The organism is Paraburkholderia sp. MM6662-R1 (assembly GCF_050436245.1).
Classification (GTDB): Bacteria; Pseudomonadota; Gammaproteobacteria; order Burkholderiales; family Burkholderiaceae; genus Paraburkholderia; species Paraburkholderia tuberum.
Genome location: NZ_JBNDLV010000004.1, coordinates 585,506 through 600,466, shown reverse-complemented (window position 1 = coordinate 600,466; position 14,961 = coordinate 585,506). Strand labels below are relative to the sequence as shown.

The 14,961-nt window shown below is 63.8% G+C and carries 14 protein-coding genes and 1 pseudogene; 10 read left to right on the top strand and 5 right to left on the bottom strand.

Features of this window, described 5'->3' with window-relative positions; genetic code table 11:
- Positions 1-28: 28 nt before the first annotated feature.
- Both OKW39_RS32550 and OKW39_RS32545 read left to right on the top strand, forming a co-directional pair.
- Positions 29-562 carry a hypothetical protein gene (locus tag OKW39_RS32550; protein ID WP_090807165.1) on the top strand — a complete coding sequence of 178 codons (534 nt, stop codon included), beginning with the start codon at positions 29-31 and terminating at the stop codon, positions 560-562.
- A gap of 273 nt (positions 563-835) precedes the next feature.
- A complete protein-coding gene (locus tag OKW39_RS32545) occupies positions 836-1,648 on the top strand; it encodes a DUF4377 domain-containing protein (RefSeq protein WP_429333508.1) in 813 nt (270 codons plus the stop codon).
- A 132-nt stretch (positions 1,649-1,780) separates the two neighbouring features.
- On the opposite strand, the gene OKW39_RS32540 is transcribed toward OKW39_RS32545, so the two are convergent.
- From OKW39_RS32540 to OKW39_RS32525, 4 genes are read right to left on the bottom strand one after another with little or no spacing between them, the layout of a single operon-like run.
- Positions 1,781-2,485 carry an energy transducer TonB gene (locus OKW39_RS32540; protein ID WP_429564516.1) on the bottom strand — a complete coding sequence of 235 codons (705 nt, stop codon included), beginning with the start codon at positions 2,483-2,485 and terminating at the stop codon, positions 1,781-1,783.
- Positions 2,486-2,516: 31 nt separating this feature from the next.
- A complete protein-coding gene (locus OKW39_RS32535) occupies positions 2,517-2,915 on the bottom strand; it encodes an ExbD/TolR family protein (RefSeq protein ID WP_090807161.1) in 399 nt (132 codons plus the stop codon).
- Positions 2,915-3,538, bottom strand: a complete 624-nt coding sequence (locus tag OKW39_RS32530; protein ID WP_429564515.1) for a MotA/TolQ/ExbB proton channel family protein — start codon at positions 3,536-3,538, stop codon at positions 2,915-2,917. Before OKW39_RS32530 ends, OKW39_RS32535 begins: the two co-directional genes overlap by 1 nt.
- Positions 3,539-3,559: 21 nt before the next feature.
- A complete protein-coding gene (locus tag OKW39_RS32525; protein ID WP_429564514.1) occupies positions 3,560-5,905 on the bottom strand; it encodes a TonB-dependent receptor in 2,346 nt (781 codons plus the stop codon).
- 417 nt (positions 5,906-6,322) lie between these two features.
- On the opposite strand from OKW39_RS32525, the gene OKW39_RS32520 reads away from it, so the two are divergent.
- The 7 genes from OKW39_RS32520 to OKW39_RS32490 all read left to right on the top strand — a co-directional run bounded on the left by OKW39_RS32520 (position 6,323) and on the right by OKW39_RS32490 (position 12,908).
- The gene (locus OKW39_RS32520) at positions 6,323-6,745 is read left to right on the top strand and encodes a MarR family winged helix-turn-helix transcriptional regulator (RefSeq protein ID WP_429564513.1); all 423 of its coding nucleotides are present in this window, start codon (positions 6,323-6,325) and stop codon (positions 6,743-6,745) included.
- A gap of 83 nt (positions 6,746-6,828) precedes the next feature.
- Positions 6,829-7,251 (top strand): MarR family winged helix-turn-helix transcriptional regulator, encoded by a 423-nt coding sequence (locus tag OKW39_RS32515; protein WP_429333511.1) that lies wholly within the window; start codon positions 6,829-6,831, stop codon positions 7,249-7,251.
- 81 nt (positions 7,252-7,332) lie between these two features.
- Entirely contained in the window at positions 7,333-8,433 is a 1,101-nt protein-coding gene (locus OKW39_RS32510; protein WP_429564512.1) for an HlyD family secretion protein, read from the top strand.
- Between the two features lie 7 nt (positions 8,434-8,440).
- Entirely contained in the window at positions 8,441-10,012 is a 1,572-nt protein-coding gene (locus tag OKW39_RS32505) for a DHA2 family efflux MFS transporter permease subunit (RefSeq protein ID WP_429333513.1), read from the top strand.
- Between the two features lie 9 nt (positions 10,013-10,021).
- Entirely contained in the window at positions 10,022-11,443 is a 1,422-nt protein-coding gene (locus OKW39_RS32500; protein ID WP_429564511.1) for an efflux transporter outer membrane subunit, read from the top strand.
- Between the two features lie 141 nt (positions 11,444-11,584).
- Positions 11,585-12,520: a 2-dehydropantoate 2-reductase gene (gene panE, locus OKW39_RS32495; protein WP_429564510.1), complete on the top strand. Its 936-nt coding sequence runs from the start codon at positions 11,585-11,587 to the stop codon at positions 12,518-12,520.
- A gap of 88 nt (positions 12,521-12,608) precedes the next feature.
- Positions 12,609-12,908: a hypothetical protein gene (locus OKW39_RS32490; protein ID WP_090807148.1), complete on the top strand. Its 300-nt coding sequence runs from the start codon at positions 12,609-12,611 to the stop codon at positions 12,906-12,908.
- A gap of 24 nt (positions 12,909-12,932) precedes the next feature.
- Here OKW39_RS32490 and OKW39_RS32485 read toward each other — a convergent pair.
- Positions 12,933-13,120, bottom strand: a pseudogene (locus OKW39_RS32485) (carboxymuconolactone decarboxylase family protein); the annotation flags it as partial.
- Positions 13,121-13,204: 84 nt separating this feature from the next.
- On the opposite strand from OKW39_RS32485, the gene OKW39_RS32480 reads away from it, so the two are divergent.
- A complete protein-coding gene (locus tag OKW39_RS32480; protein ID WP_429564509.1) occupies positions 13,205-14,692 on the top strand; it encodes a PLP-dependent aminotransferase family protein in 1,488 nt (495 codons plus the stop codon).
- Positions 14,693-14,961: the final 269 nt, after the last annotated feature.

The window sequence follows — 14,961 nt, the reverse complement described above, 5'->3', positions numbered from 1 at the left end:
CGCGTCCAACACTCGACAAGGAGGCACCATGTCATCGCGGCTTCTGTTCCAGTTGCACCTCGTTTTGGGCTATCTCGCCTGGCTGCTGTGCTTCGGCACCTACGTGTGGCCGAAGCTCAAGTCGATGGCTCCGTTCGACGCGCAACGCGCAATCGCCACGTTGCACAGCTTCCGCTTCTTCGGGCTCGCCTTTCTGTTGCCTGGTGTCGTCAGTCCGCAACTGTCCGCGAGCTTCGCCGTGTTCGCCGCCTATGGGGATTTCGCCACGGGGGTGCTGGCGATGCTGGCGTTGCTGACGGCCCGGATACGTCCGCTTTTCTGGTCGTTCGTCGTCGCTTTCAATCTGGTTGGTATGGCCGACCTGATCATCGACTACTACCACGCAACCGCAGCCGATCTGCCCGCGCATGCAGGCGAGCTGGGCGCCTTGTACGCGATTCCGATCATCTATGTGCCGACGCTGGCGATCACGCATGTTGCCGCCTTCTATCTGATGTTGCGCCCTCGGCTGAAGCGGCGTCACGCCCGTCCTTCCGTCGGCCGTGACATTTCCCAGGCGTAACCTGCTGCACTGGCCGCAGTTCGGCCGCGTAACGAGGAATCCGATCAGCATCGAGCGACGTTTTTACGCCTTCCACCTGCGTTATGCTGTCGGTCGTCGAGTCGATGCTCGCGGCCTGAACCAAGCAGGTGCGCAAACCCGGCCTGATGCGGCCGGGTGGTACCCTTCACTGGCACTTCCGGCTTTCATGCATGCGACCTGATTCTCGCGTCCCTTGGCCCGACGACGCGAGCAACCGCCCGGAACGACCACTGAACTCAGCGAGGTGCCGACGTGAAATACTGCATGCTATTGCTGCCGCTCGTTCTCGCCGCCTGCGCACAGGCACCGGAAGTGACAGCGCCGGCGCCATCGGCAACCACGGCCGCCGCCAACCCGGCGTCGCCGACCGGCACCGATCTGTTGACCCGATACCACTGGCAACTGAACAACGCGATCGATCGCAATGGCACGCACATCGATGCCCTGTTCGTCCGCCCAGACAGGCCAGTGCAGCTCGACTTCAGTCCGTACCGGATCACCGTCGTCAATAGCTGCAACAGCATGGGAGCAGGCTACACCGTCAGGAAAGGGTATTTGCAGATCGGCCCGATGGTCAGCACGATGATGGCCTGCCACGATGCCGCGCTTGCCGCACTCGACGATGCGATCTCGCAGCGTGTACGCGGCAGCGTCAACGTGACCCTGCTCGCGCGGGACAACGCGCCGAGCCTGCAACTGGTCACCGATAGCGGCGACACGCTGAGCTTTACCGGTGTGCCCACGGCCGAGACGCGCTACGGCGGCCCCGGTCAAATTGCGTTCCTTGAAGTGGCGGCACAGTCCGTGCCGTGCAACCATCCGTTGATGCCGAACGCGCAATGTCTGCTCGTGCGCGATCGCTTCTTCGACGAGCAGGGCCTGGCGACCGGCACGCCTGGTCCGTGGCACCCGTTGAATCAGGATATCGAAGGCTATACGCACACGCCGGGCATCCGCAACGTCTTGCGCGTGAAGCGTTTCACAGTCAGGAACCCGCCTGCCGATGGGCCGTCGGTCGCTTATGTGCTCGACCTGGTCGTCGAATCGGAGAAGGTCGGGCAGTAATGCTTCTTCAAACGTGCCGCCAGGCACATTGGCGGCCTCCTGGGCCGACGTTGGTTGCGATGTACACAACGAGGCTCACTGTAGACGTGAACGTCGCGGCGAATTTCACCTGCTCAAGCCAGTAGGCGCTGTTCAACTGACGTTGAAATGCACGCGGATGTTTTGCGTGCTTTCGACGGGCCGGCCATCGCGCAGCGCGGGAAAAAAGCGCCAGCGCCGCAACGAGTCGAGCAGCAGCTGATTGAGACGGGGGTTCGGCGTCGCGTGAATGAGCTCGACATCCACCGAGCCGTCGGCGTGGATCGTGAAGCGGGCTGTCGCGATCGTCTGATAGGCCTGCTCGCGCAAGTCGTCGGGCAGCGTCGGTAGCGGTTGCGAGATGGAGCGGGCCGCGGTGTTGGAGCTTGCCGAGGCGGCTGGAGCGGCGTCGCGCTGTGCGGATGATTGCTGCGATCCCGCGGCGGCCGTTTGTTCCGGCTGATCATCTTGCGACGGGCGTTGTGCCTGAGTAGCAACCGGTGCCGACGGCGCTGCGGCAGCGGGCGTCGTCAGCGTCTGCGGCCTGGTTGGCACAGGCGGCACCGCGCGATGCGCTGAGGTACGCGATTGCGTCTGCGCGTGCCGTGGCGCCTGTTCCGCTGGAACCGCAACCGGAGTTTGCGACGGACGGGATTCAGGCGGCGCAGGCTCGTCGAGCACGACCACGCGCATATCCAGTGGAGCAGGCGGTGGGGCTGGCTGACTCGACTTCAGCAACCCGGACGAGAGCGCCGCCAGCACCAGAAGCCAGATACCCAGCGAGATCAGACAGGCGACGGCGGTACGCAGCGTTCCCACAACGTGCCCCTCGGACAGCTCGCGGCAAGCTTTAATCACGATGCACGGCGATCAGAAAGTGTTCGGCGCCCGCGCGTCGCGCCGCGAGCATGGCCTGCACGACCGCGCCGTGACCCGCGTGATCGTCGGCCGCGATGACGACGTTGCCGTCCGCGCGCAGCAGGCGCTTCACTTCAGGCTCGATCTGATCCGCGCGAACGACGTGGCGATTGATCGAGACCTCGTTGTTGCCGTTCACCGATATCGTCAGCGGCTCGCTCGTGCTGATCGGCTGCGCGCGTCCCGAAGGCAGATTGATCCGCACCGCGTCGAGACGTTGCATCGCCAGTGAGGCGAGCATGAAGGTCGCGAGCAGAAAGAACATCACGTCGATCATCGGAATGATTTCGATGCGGCCGCGCCGCGAGGCGCGCGAGCGTTTGAGTTTCATCAGCGCTCGCCTCGCGCCTCTTGTTGCAGGCGCAGCGCGCTGAGTCGCGCGTTGGCGAACAGTTCGAGTTCATCCATCAGACGCTCGAGCCGCCGTGAAAAATAGTTGAACGCGAACAGTGCGAAGACCGCGACGATCAGTCCGATCGCGGTCGCCACCAGCGACTGCGCCACCCCGCCCGTGACGCCGCCCGGATCGACGAGTCCATTGCCGCCGAACAGCTGGAATGACTTCATCATCCCGACGATCGTGCCGAGCAAGCCGAGCAGCGGCGCCGCCGTGACGATCGTCTCCAGTAGCCACAGACCGCGGCCCATGTCGCGCTCGATCTGCGACGCGATCGATTGCGCCGACGCCTCGCGCAGCCACAGCGGCGAGTCTGATTCCGACAGCCACGGCGCGGCCATGCGCCGAAACGCGTGGTGCGGGGCGAGGCGGTCGAGACGGTTGTCATCGGCTGACGACGTGGGTTGCAAAACACGCGCCGGTGCTCTTGCGAAGCGGGCAAACACATACGCCCGCTCGATGATGATGGTCAATGCGAGCACGCCGAGCACGCTGAGCGGATACATGATCCATCCGCCGGTGCGCATCGCCGCGATAAAGCCTGTCCATTCCTGCATGATGATTCTCCCTGCCGTCGATCAGAAGTACTTGGTCACGCCCGCATAAACCGCGAAATGCGGACCGTACTGCGGCGCGCCGACGCCGATGCCCGAGCCGTCACGCAACTCGTACACGCGGTTGAATGCGTTGATCACCACCAGACGCGCGTCGAACTTGCCGATCATCGGCTCGTTGAAGTGCTGGATTACGCCGAGGTTGAACTGCGCATAGACGGGCAGGCGATCGGTGTTCGCAAAGCCGCTGCGCAGGCCGGAGCCGACGATTCCGTCGAACGTGAAGGTGGTTTGGTGGAAGTCGTATGCCGCGCCGAACGATGCGGTCACGCGCTGGTCGTGATCGAGGTACACCCAGTTGTTCGAGATGTACGCCAGTTCGTCCGCACCGAAATTGAACTGCGCGGAGTTGATGTTCTTGCCTTGCGCGCGGCTATACGCGAGGTTCAGATACGCGGAGAGATTGTCCTGTTTGTAGTTGGCGGTGAATTCGACGCCATACGTTCTGCCGTACTGGTAGTTGAACGGCGTGTAGATCAGCGCGGAGCCGAACTGTCCTTCGTCGAGCAGGTCGGTCGATTTCTTGTAGTACGCGTCGAGTCCGAGCGTGACGGCAGGGCCGAGTTTCTGCGTGATGCCGAGATCGAAATAGTGGCTGCGTTCCGGCTGTACGGGATCGTTCTGTGTTACCGAACTCTGATTCGTCGTGCCGTCGAACTTCGATATCGTCGAGCCGGACACGAGTTCGAACGGCGGCGGCGTGAAGTAGCGCGCGTAGCCGGCGTGCAGCGTCGTCGACGACGTGAGCGTGTAGACGAGGCCGACGCGCGGGCTCAACTGGCTCGCGGTCGTGTACTCGTCCATGCGGTCGTAGCGCAAGCCATAGTTCAGCGTGAGCCGGTCGGTCAGCTTCCATTCGTCCTGCGCGTACAGGCTGTACAGATAGCCGGTCTTGCTGCTGCTGTCCTGGATGTTGAAGGGCACGTCGGAGAGCTGGTTGCCGTCCGCGTCGGCGGGGAACACAGACACGTTATTGTCGAATATCGCGTGTTCCTGCTGGAAGAAGACGCCCGCGCGAACCGTGTGACTGTCGTTGATGCGCCAGGTCGTATCGACCTGCACGCCGTTGGCTGTGTTGCTATGGAAGTCCTCCGATGCTACCCCGTTGAACATCAGGTCGCCGATCGGATCGGGGTTGAACTTCGTGCGCGTATAGCGCGTAAAGAAGGCGACCTGGTAATCGAGCGCGCCGCCGTTGGTGCCTTGAAACGCGAGCGCCGCGAAATTGTTCAGCTCCGATTGCGTTTCGTTCAGTTGCGACGAATCGAACGTGCTGTGGCCGTTGAGCGCGAAGTTCGGCGTGAGCCCCGGCGTGTTCGGAATCTCGAACTGGTTGCTGGTCGCGCCGAACAACAGACTCACACGAGTGAGCGGATTGAGCAGATACGACAGATAGCCGAATGCATTGCCCTGGCGCGTGTGATCGTGAATCGCACTGGCGCTCGCCGTCGGATTCTCGATGCCGAGATTGTTCATGCCGAGCGAGCCGCTCAGGTAGTAGCTGAACGGTCCCTCGCTGCCGAACACGTCGGCGCTCGTTTTGACGGTCTGATGGCTGCCGCCGAATACGTCGATCGAGCCGCCGCTGCCCATGTCGCCCGATTTGGTGCGGATGTCGACGATACCGGCTGTGCGGTAGCCGTACTGCGCGGGCAGGGCGCCAGTGAGCAGGTTCATTTGATCGATGATGCGCGTGTCGAGCGACTGGCCGAAGCCGCTGATCGGCTCCGGAATGATGATGCCGTTGATCCGGTATTGCAAATTGGCGTGCTCGCCGCGCACGTGCAACTGGCCGTACGAGTCGTTGGCGACGCCGGGCGCTTGCAGCAGCACCTGATTGAGCGGCGTGTTCGCGCCCGCCGGCATCGTGTCGATGTCCGCCTGCGTGAAGCGATAGACGCTGCTGCCCGTTTCGGGCAGTAAGCCGTTGCGGGCAGCGTTCAGACGTTGTGCGTTGACCTGCACGTCGAGTGTATCGCTCTTTTGCAGTTGTACGCTGACGCTCGCCGGGGCGCCGGACTGGGCGGTCGCGATGCTGCTGCCGCTTGCAAAACCGGCCGCGGTGACGACGACCGCATAGGTGCCGGGCGCCACGCCGTCGATGGAGAAGTGGCCCGACGTGTCCGTGTTCGACGTGCCGATGGAGGCGCCGCTCGCGTCCTGTACCTCCACTTTCGCGTGAGCGACGGGATGGCCCGCGGGATCGGAGACCGTGCCCGTCAACATGGCGTTGCCTGGCGCACCCCATGCGTTCGAGATGGCGGTACAGAACACGATCGCCGCCTGTGCGGTCAGTGTGCGGTTTTTCATTGTTGTTGCTCGCGCTAAGGACGATGCGTTGATAAACAGAAGCGTTCGGCAAAAGCTCACCCACCTCGCCCCTGGCCGGCAGGGGAAGGACAGGCGAACTGGAGGTTGACGACGCGCGATGGCAGGCCCGTCGATCAGGCCTACTTTTCGATGAGAACGGTAATGGCGATGACGGTCATAAGTGGTCGTTGAGCATGGACTGTCCGCTCATAGGTCGGACGGATTTTGTTGGGCGTCGCAGTGGGCCGGTGCGAAAAACGGCAAGGCTGGAGCGCCAATTTTTGGTCATGTTATAACATAACAATTACAGGTGGCAAGTCGCAAGATGAAGGCGGCCGTAGCGCAACGGGTGAGGCATTCGCCCGTTGCCATTCGAAAAACTTGACACAGTGCATATGCACACATAAACTTCGCTCCATGAACCGTCCTCTCTCCTACGACGAATGCAACTGCTTCGCGCTGCGCCAGGCGGCGCGGCACGTCACGCAGATGTACGAGCGCCATCTCGGCAGCGTCGGGCTGACCGCTGCGCAGTTCACGATCCTCGCGAAGCTCGCGCGCACACCGAACCTGCCTATGGCAGAGCTCGCGGACGCGATGGTGATGGAGCGCACCACGCTGGTCCGCGCGATGAAGCCCCTGCAGCGCGACGGCCTCGTGCTGGCCGAGGCGGCGGACCACGACAAGCGCACGTTGCTGTTCAGCCTGACGGAAAAAGGCGAGACGACGTTCGATCAGGCCTCCGTCGCATGGCGCGCCGCGCAGGACGAATTCGAAAAGAAGTTCGGCCGCGCCCGCGCAAAGACGCTGCGTACCGAGCTGTTCAGCATCACCGGTTAGATCGCGCCTAGGAACCCGCTTCGGCGGGTTTTATGACGCCTCTTAATGTGCATATGCACTAACGAGCAAAGGAAGTGCAGCGAATGGAAGCGCTTTTCGACGACGACTGCTTTGCGATCCGCCAGGCCGCGCGTCATATATCGCAGATCTACGACCGGCACCTGTCGAATGTCGGGCTGACCATCACGCAGTTTTCGCTGCTGGGGCGCCTGAAGCGCACCGGTCCGATGACGATGAAGCAGATTGCCGAGGCCATGCGCATGCAGCGCACCACGCTGGTCCGTACGATTCAACCGCTGCGACGCGACGGGCTGGTGTCGAGCGAGGCGATGGGCGCGGATGCACGCGCGCTGGTGATCTCGCTGACCGCCGCGGGCGAAGAGCGGCAAGACGCAGGCCGCGCTCATTGGTATGCCGCACAGGCCGAGTTCGAGCACCGCTTCGGCGAGGAGCGCGCGGCTGCACTGCGCACCGAGTTGTTTGCGATCACCCGGGATACGCTTTGACATAAACGCTGAAGATAGCGGAGGCCGGCGCACTGCGCCGTTTTTTTCAATCTGAAGAGTGCATACGCACATATCGACACCATGTCCACAACTCCTTCGACCGTCGCGCCGCCAAGCGCGGTACAACCCGTCAGACAGGCGCGGCGTATCCCGTGGATGCTGCTCGCGATCCTCTCCGTTCTTTTCGTGTTGGCGCTTGCCACTTCGTACTGGTTCTTCGTCGGCCGCTTCGTCGAGAGCACCGACGATGCGTACGTCGGCGGCGACGTCACGGTGATGGCGCCGAAGGTCAACGGCTTCGTCACCGACGTGCTCGTGCACGACAACGAGTTCGTGCACGCCAACCAGGTGCTCGTGCGTCTCGATGCCCGCGACTACGACGCGCGCCTCGCCCAGGCCAGCGCTGAAGTGGAGAGCGCGCAGGCCGCCGTCACCGAACTCGAAGCGAAGAAATCACTGCAACTCGCGGCGATCAACGAGCAGGCCGCCGAGGTCCGCGCGTCGGGCGCCGAGCTCACACGCAGCGCCGCCGACCAGACGCGCTACCGCGAGCTCGTGAAAGACGACGCGGTGTCGAACCAGGTCGTCGAGAAGGCCGACGCCGATCTGACCAAAGCGCGCGCCGCGGTCGATCGCAGCAGCGCGGCGCTGCTCGCGGCGCAACGCCAGATCGCGGTGCTCGACGCTCAGATCGGCGACGCGAAAGCGCGCATCACGACCGCGCAGGCCGCGCAGCGCGTCGCCGCGTTGAACGTCGAGTACACGACGATCCGCTCGCCGATCGATGGCTATGTCGGCAATCGCACCGCTCGCGTTGGGCTGCTCGCCAACGCGGGCGTGTCGCTGCTGACCGTTGTGCCGGCGAGCGGTTTATGGATCGACGCGAACTTCAAGGAAGATCAGCTGCGCAAAATGCATTCGGGCGACAGCGTCGACGTCGAACTCGATGCCTCGAGCACAACGCTGCACGGCGTGGTCGACAGTCTTGCACCGGCGACCGGTGCGACCTTCAGCGTCTTGCCCGCGGAAAACGCGACCGGCAACTTCACGAAGATCGTGCAGCGCGTGCCGGTGCGCGTGCGCCTCGACGTGCCGAAGGACATGCAGGGCGTGCTGCGTCCGGGCCTGTCCGCGACCGTGAAAGTGCACCTCGATGCGGGCCATCCGGCCGCGCAGGGATGAACCGATCATGACTCACGCTTTTGACAACCCCGCCGACCAGCCGACCCGCACCAAGGTCTTCGCATTCGCGCTGATGTGCCTCGGTTTTTTCATGGCGACGCTCGATATCCAGATCGTCGCATCGTCGCTGCGCGATATCGGCGGCGGACTGTCCGCCAGTCAGGATGAACTCTCCTGGGTACAGACCTCGTATCTGATCGCGGAGATCATCGTGATTCCGATGTCGGGGTGGCTCACGCGCGTGTTCTCGACGCGCTGGGTCTTCACCTTCTCCGCGTTCGGCTTCACGGTCACCAGCATGCTGTGCGGTCTCGCGTGGGACATCAACTCGATGATCCTGTTTCGCGGTCTGCAAGGCGCGCTCGGTGCCGCAATGATCCCGACCGTGTTCACGACCGCGTTCGTGCTGTTTCCCGGCAAGCAGCGTTTGATCGCGTCGACGACGATCGGCGCGCTTGCGTCGCTTGCGCCGACGATCGGCCCGGTGATCGGCGGCTGGATCACGTCGCAATGGTCGTGGCACTGGCTGTTCTATCTGAACCTGGTACCGGGCGTCGCCGTGACGCTGTTGGTGCCGAAGTACGTGCATATCGACAAGGTCGATCTGTCCTTGCTGAAAAAGGGCGACTACTTCGGCATCTTGCTGATGTCGGGTTTTCTCGGTTGCCTCGAATACGTGCTCGAAGAGGGACCGCGCAAAAACTGGTTTGGCGACGACGTGATCGTGCTGTGCGCGTGGGTCGCGGCCATCTGCGGGTTTCTGTTCCTCGTGCATGCGTTCACCGCGAAGGAACCGATCGTCGATCTGCGCGCCCTGGCGTTGCGCAATTTCGGTATCGGCAGTCTGCTGTCGTTCATTACCGGGATCGGCATCTTCTGCACCGTGTTTCTGACGCCGGTGTTTCTTGCGCGCGTGCGCGGCTTCGATTCGTTGCAGATTGGTCTCGCGTTGCTGTCCGTTGGCTGTTTTCAGTTGCTCGCGCTGGCCGCCTATTCGACGCTCGCGCGCTTCGTCGATATGCGCATGCTGATGGTGTTCGGACTCGCGCTGTTTGGCATCGGCTGCTATCTGTACGTGCCGCTGACGAACCAATGGGGCTGGCAGCAGTTGCTGATTCCGCAAGCGTTGCGCGGAATTGGCCAGCAATTCTGTATTCCGCCGATCGTGACGATGGCGCTGGGTGCGTTGCCGCCGTCGCGGCTGCGCTCCGCGAGCGGGCTGTTCAATCTGATGCGCAATCTCGGCGGTGCGATCGGCATCGCGGTCAGCAGCACGATGTTGAACGACCGTCTGAACCTGCACTACGAACGGCTCGACGAACATCTGAATGCGGGCCGTCCGGTCGTCGAATCGATCTTGCAGAAGCAGGCCGAGTATCTGTCGGCCGTTGGTGGTGATGTCTTGAACGCCGCGAGTGCGGGGCTCGCCGAATTGCACGCGGCATTGATGCGCGAAGCGCTGGTGCTCGCATTCTCGGACGCCTTTTTGGCGGTTGCGCTGTGCTTCGTGGTCGGCTTGCTGAGCGTGCTGTTTTCGCGCCCGTTCGGCAACAGCGCGCCCCCGCCCGATGCCCATTAGGAGACCAACATGAAACGAATCGTGATGAAGTTACTGGCGAGCGCGGCGTTCCTGACGCTCGCGGCCTGCGCGGTGCAACCCGCGACGCACGCGGATTTGCCGCATACGGTGCAGACGCTCGCGCCGGCCGCGTGGAGCGTCGACGCGCCGCAAGACAGCGTGAACACCGATGCCTGGTGGGCGCAATTCGGCGACCCGGTGATGCATCAGCTGATCGAATCGGTGTTGACCGGCAACCTCGACGTGCAGGCCGCGGTCGAACGCGTGAAGCAGTCGCAGGACCTGGTGACGCAGAATCGCGCGGCGCTGCTGCCGGAGCTGAATGCGAACGCGGGCGCATCGACCGAGCGGCAGAACACGCCGCCGCCGCTCGGCTATGTGCGCCAGGCCGGCTTCGGCCTCGCCGCGAGCTGGACGCCGGACGTGTTCGGCGGCGAACGTCTCGCGGTGCTCGCCTCGCAGGCGCAGGTGTCGGGTAGCGTTGCGGCGCTGAACCAGTTACGGCTCGCGCTCGCCGCGAACACGGCGGCTGCGTATATCGATCTACGCTGGGCGCAGGCGCAATTGCAGATCCTCGACGACAACGAGCAGATTCGCAGCCGCGCGCTGAAGCTCACGCAGGAGCGTCTGCATTACGGCCTGTCGACGCAGCTCGACGTCGCCCGCGCGCAGAATCAGTTGCAGGACTTGCAGGCGCAGATTCCGCGTATGCAATCGGCGGTGCAGCATCAACTGAGTCTGATCGCCGTGTATTCGGGGCGAACGCCGGAAAGCCTCGATACGCTGCTGCTTTCCAACGCGCGCGAGATTCCGGTGCCTGCGCAAAGCGCGCCGCAGGTGTTGCCGTCCGACGCGTTGCTGCATCGACCCGACGTGCGCACCGCCTATGCGCTCGTCGAACAGCGTGCGGCGGAAGTGGGGGTATCGAAGGCGCAGCGCTATCCGCAGTTCAAGATCAACCTGACGAATGGGCTGCTCGCATCGTCGTACCTTGGCTTGCCGACGCTGACCGACAACCTGTTCAGCGCTGCGTTGAATGCGACGAGCCCGATCTTCAACGCCGGGCGCATCACCGCGAACATCGACGCGAGCGAGAGCCGCATGCGCGAATCGCAGCTCGGCTTGCAACAGACGATGTTGCAGGCGCTGAAGGAAGTCGAGGACAATCGCAGCGATCTCGTCAGCGGCGCGGTGCAGGTGCAGCGCCTGGCCGGTGCGCTCGATGCGTCGAATCACGCGCTGCGTTTGTCGACCGAGCTGTATAAGGGCGGTGCGTCGAGCTTCCTCGATGTGCTCGACGCGCAGGAAGCGTATCTGCGCGACTCGGAGTCGCTCAACCAGGCCCGTCGCGAGCACGCGCTTTCGGCGATCGCGCTGTACCGGTCGCTGGGGGGCGGGTGGGAGCAGGGGGAAACGGTGGCGGCGCAGTGAAGGCAGCGAGGCGCGTGACGCTGAACCGATCCCCCAATCTTTGCTACATTCCTGCACAAGCACCGAATATGCGGCACCCTGAAGATGCGTCCGCCAGCGACGCGCATGATCGGCAAATCGAAATCTTTCAAGAGGCTCAAGATGCGAATTCTGGTAGTAGGAGCGGGCGCGGTAGGTGGTTATTTCGGCGGACGTCTGGCCGCGGCGGGGCAGGACGTGACCTTCCTCGTACGCGCCGGTCGCGCGGAAAAGCTACGGAGCGACGGCCTCGTCATCAACAGCCCGCGCGGCAATCTCCAGTTGCCCGACGTGAAGACGATACTGGCCGGTGTCGCCGCCGAGCCGTTCGACCTCGTGCTGCTGAGCTGCAAGGCCTACAGTCTCGACGACGCGATCGATTCGTTCACGCCGTTCGTCGGCGAAGACACGCTGATCCTACCGATGCTCAACGGCATGCGCCATATCGACGTGCTGACCGCGAGCTTCGGCAAGGAGCGCGTGCTCGGCGGTCAGTGCGTGATCGCCGCGACGCTCGATGCCGAGCAGCACATCGTGCATCTGAACGACATGCACGCGATCACGTTCGGCGAACTCGTGGGCGGCACCTCGGAGCGCACCGAGGCGATTGCCGATGCAATGTCCGGCGCGAACTTCGACGTCGCAATCAGCGACAACATCCTGCTGCGCATGTGGGAAAAATGGGTGTTCCTCGCCACATTGGCCGCGAGTACGTGCTTGATGCGCGGTTCGGTCGGCGATATCCTGGCTGCGCCGGACGGCAAGCGCGTGATTGAGAATCTGCTCGGCGAATGCCGCGCGGCGGCCGAGCACAACGGCTTCACGATGGCCGCGGACTTCGAGGTACGCGCCACCCAGGTGCTGCTGACGCCGTCGCCGCTGACCGCGTCGATGCTGCGCGACGTCGAAAACCGCTCGCACACCGAGGCGGATCATATCCTCGGCGACCTGATCTCGCGCGGCGGCGACGCGCAAAAGGGCGAACACGGCGTGTCGCTGCTGCGCATCGCCTATAGTCATCTGAAGACGTACGAAGCTCGCCAGACCCGCACTTCCTGACGGCTCGCCGCGGCCGACGCGAACGCGGATCGGGCGGATGGCGCGACGCACGCGAGCGCCGCCGCAACCTGACGATCGGAGGTCAAGCATGCCGGCTCCAACTGGATCGGTGCCCGCGCTCAGCGCCGCTTCCGCGACCGTGTTCTCGATCGGCATCGTGTTTCTCGGCTACTGGGGTATGTATGAGCCGACTGCCTGGCACAAGGCCGACGTCGCGGTCTTTGTGCTCGCGCTGGCCGGCTTCGCGTGCCTGGGCCTCGTGCCATGGATGGCGACGAGTCCCGTCGAGCCGGAGAACAGCGACTCACGCGTGCGTATCGCGCGGCATCTGTTTCTCGCGGGCGTGACCGCGATCTGGCTCGCGGTGGCGGTTTCCGTGATCTTCTGAAGCTCCGCGAAGACGCGCCGCCGCTTACTCCGGCATCTTCCTGAACGAGACCGCAATGCGGTTGCAGCCGTTGATCGCAACGATCAGCAGCGTCAGGTCGCTGATTTCCTGCTCGCTGAAATGCGGCTTCACCGCGTCCCATACCGTATCCGCACGCGCGTTTGCGCGACCAGCGTCACCGCCTCCGTCCATTCGAGCGCCGCGCGTTCGCGCGTCGGGCGTCCGTGGCGGTAAGCTTACGTTCGCCATTGGTCGGTCGAATAACCATTTCGCCGCTATTTGAGGTAACCACCCGAATGGACATTCACATCGCGGTCGAAGGCCATCACGACCTGTCCGGACAGATTTATCGGCAGTTGCGCGCGGGCATTCTCGAAGGGCGCCTTGCCGGCGGCACGCGTCTGCCGTCCACGCGCGATCTCGCGACGCAGCTCGGTGTGTCGCGCAAGACCACGCTCGACGTATTCGAGCGGCTGCTGTCAGAAGGTTATCTGAGCGCCCGCGCCGGTTCGGGCACCTTCGTCGCCGACGGACTCGAACGGTTGCCGGCCGAGCGTTCCGCCCACGCGCGCGCGGCGGCTCGTTCGCGCGCGCGGGCCGCCGCGCAAGCGAAGGCCGCCGCGCGCGCGCAGCCGCTGTGGGAGCAGTTGCCCGACAGTCTGCCGTTGCCGCGGCCGTCCGTGCCGTCGCCGCTCGACTTCATCGGCGGCGCGACCGACAAGACGCTGTTTCCCTTCGACGTCTGGCGCCGCTGCGTGAATCATGCGCTACGCGGCCAGGCGCGCAGCCCCGGCACCTATCGCGACGCCGCAGGGGAGCAGCAGCTGCGGCTCGCGATCTCGCGCTACCTCGCTTTCAACCGTGCGGTGTCAAGCAACTGGGAAGACGTGATCGTCACGCAGGGCGCGCAGCACGCGCTCGATCTGATGGCGCGCATCACGCTGCGGCCCGGTGAAATCGCGGCCATCGAAGACCCCGGCTACCCGCCCGCGCATGCATGCTTCAAGGTGACCGGCGCGCGCGTGGTGCCGGTACCGGTCGATCGCGAAGGCCTGATCGTCGGCAAGCTGCCGGACAAGGCACGGCTCGTCTACGTGACGCCTTCGCATCAGTTTCCGCTCGGTATGCCGATGAGCCTCGAGCGTCGCGTCGAACTGCTCGAATGGGCGCAAAAGCGCGGCGCGGTCATCATCGAGGACGACTACGACTGCGAGTACCGTTTCGAAGGCCGGCCGATGGAGCCGCTGAAGAGCCTCGATCGCGCTGGCCTCGTCGCCTACGTCGGCACGTTTTCGAAGACGATCTTCCCCGAGCTGCGGATCGGCTACCTGGTGCCGCCCGCGTCGTTGCACGGCCCGCTGCTAAAGGCGCGGCAGATCGCCGATTGTCACGGCTGCACGCTGACGCAAACGGCGCTCGCGTCGTTCATGCTCAATGGCGACTTCGCGCGCCATCTGCGGCGTATGCACAAGGCTTACGCGGCCCGCCGCGCGATGCTGCTCGAGCATCTGCAAGGCGGTCTCGCACGCTGGTTCGAGCCGATCGTGCCGACCGCCGGCATCCATCTGGCGGCGCGGCTCAGGGGGCCGTTGGCGTCGCTCGGCGAAGAGGTGCTCGTTGCCGCCGCGCGTGAAGCGTCGATCGGCCTCTATGGACTCGCGCCATTTCACCATCGCGTGACACCGCAGCCTGGGTTGATCTTCGGCTATGGCAGCATCGCGGCCGAACATATCGACACGGCGCTGACGACGCTCGCCGACATCCTGCAGCGCATCGCACGCTGAAACGGAGCTCGCCGCAAGCGAGGCGTAGGCATCGTCGAAACGTTGGGGGGCGTTGCTTGACCCGTCAAACGAAGAAAATGCCCTGTTTCAAGGGACGAAAACACCGGCTCGCCCCGACGCAACCGCCTCGAAACCACGGCCGAAACGAACTGTAACGAGCGTTACTCCTGCATGTCAAAGAGCTCGCCACGCACGTTTTAGGCGCTAAAACAGGGACTAAAACGTGTTGCACCGTCGGCGCCGCGCAAAAAACTTCGTCGCAATACATA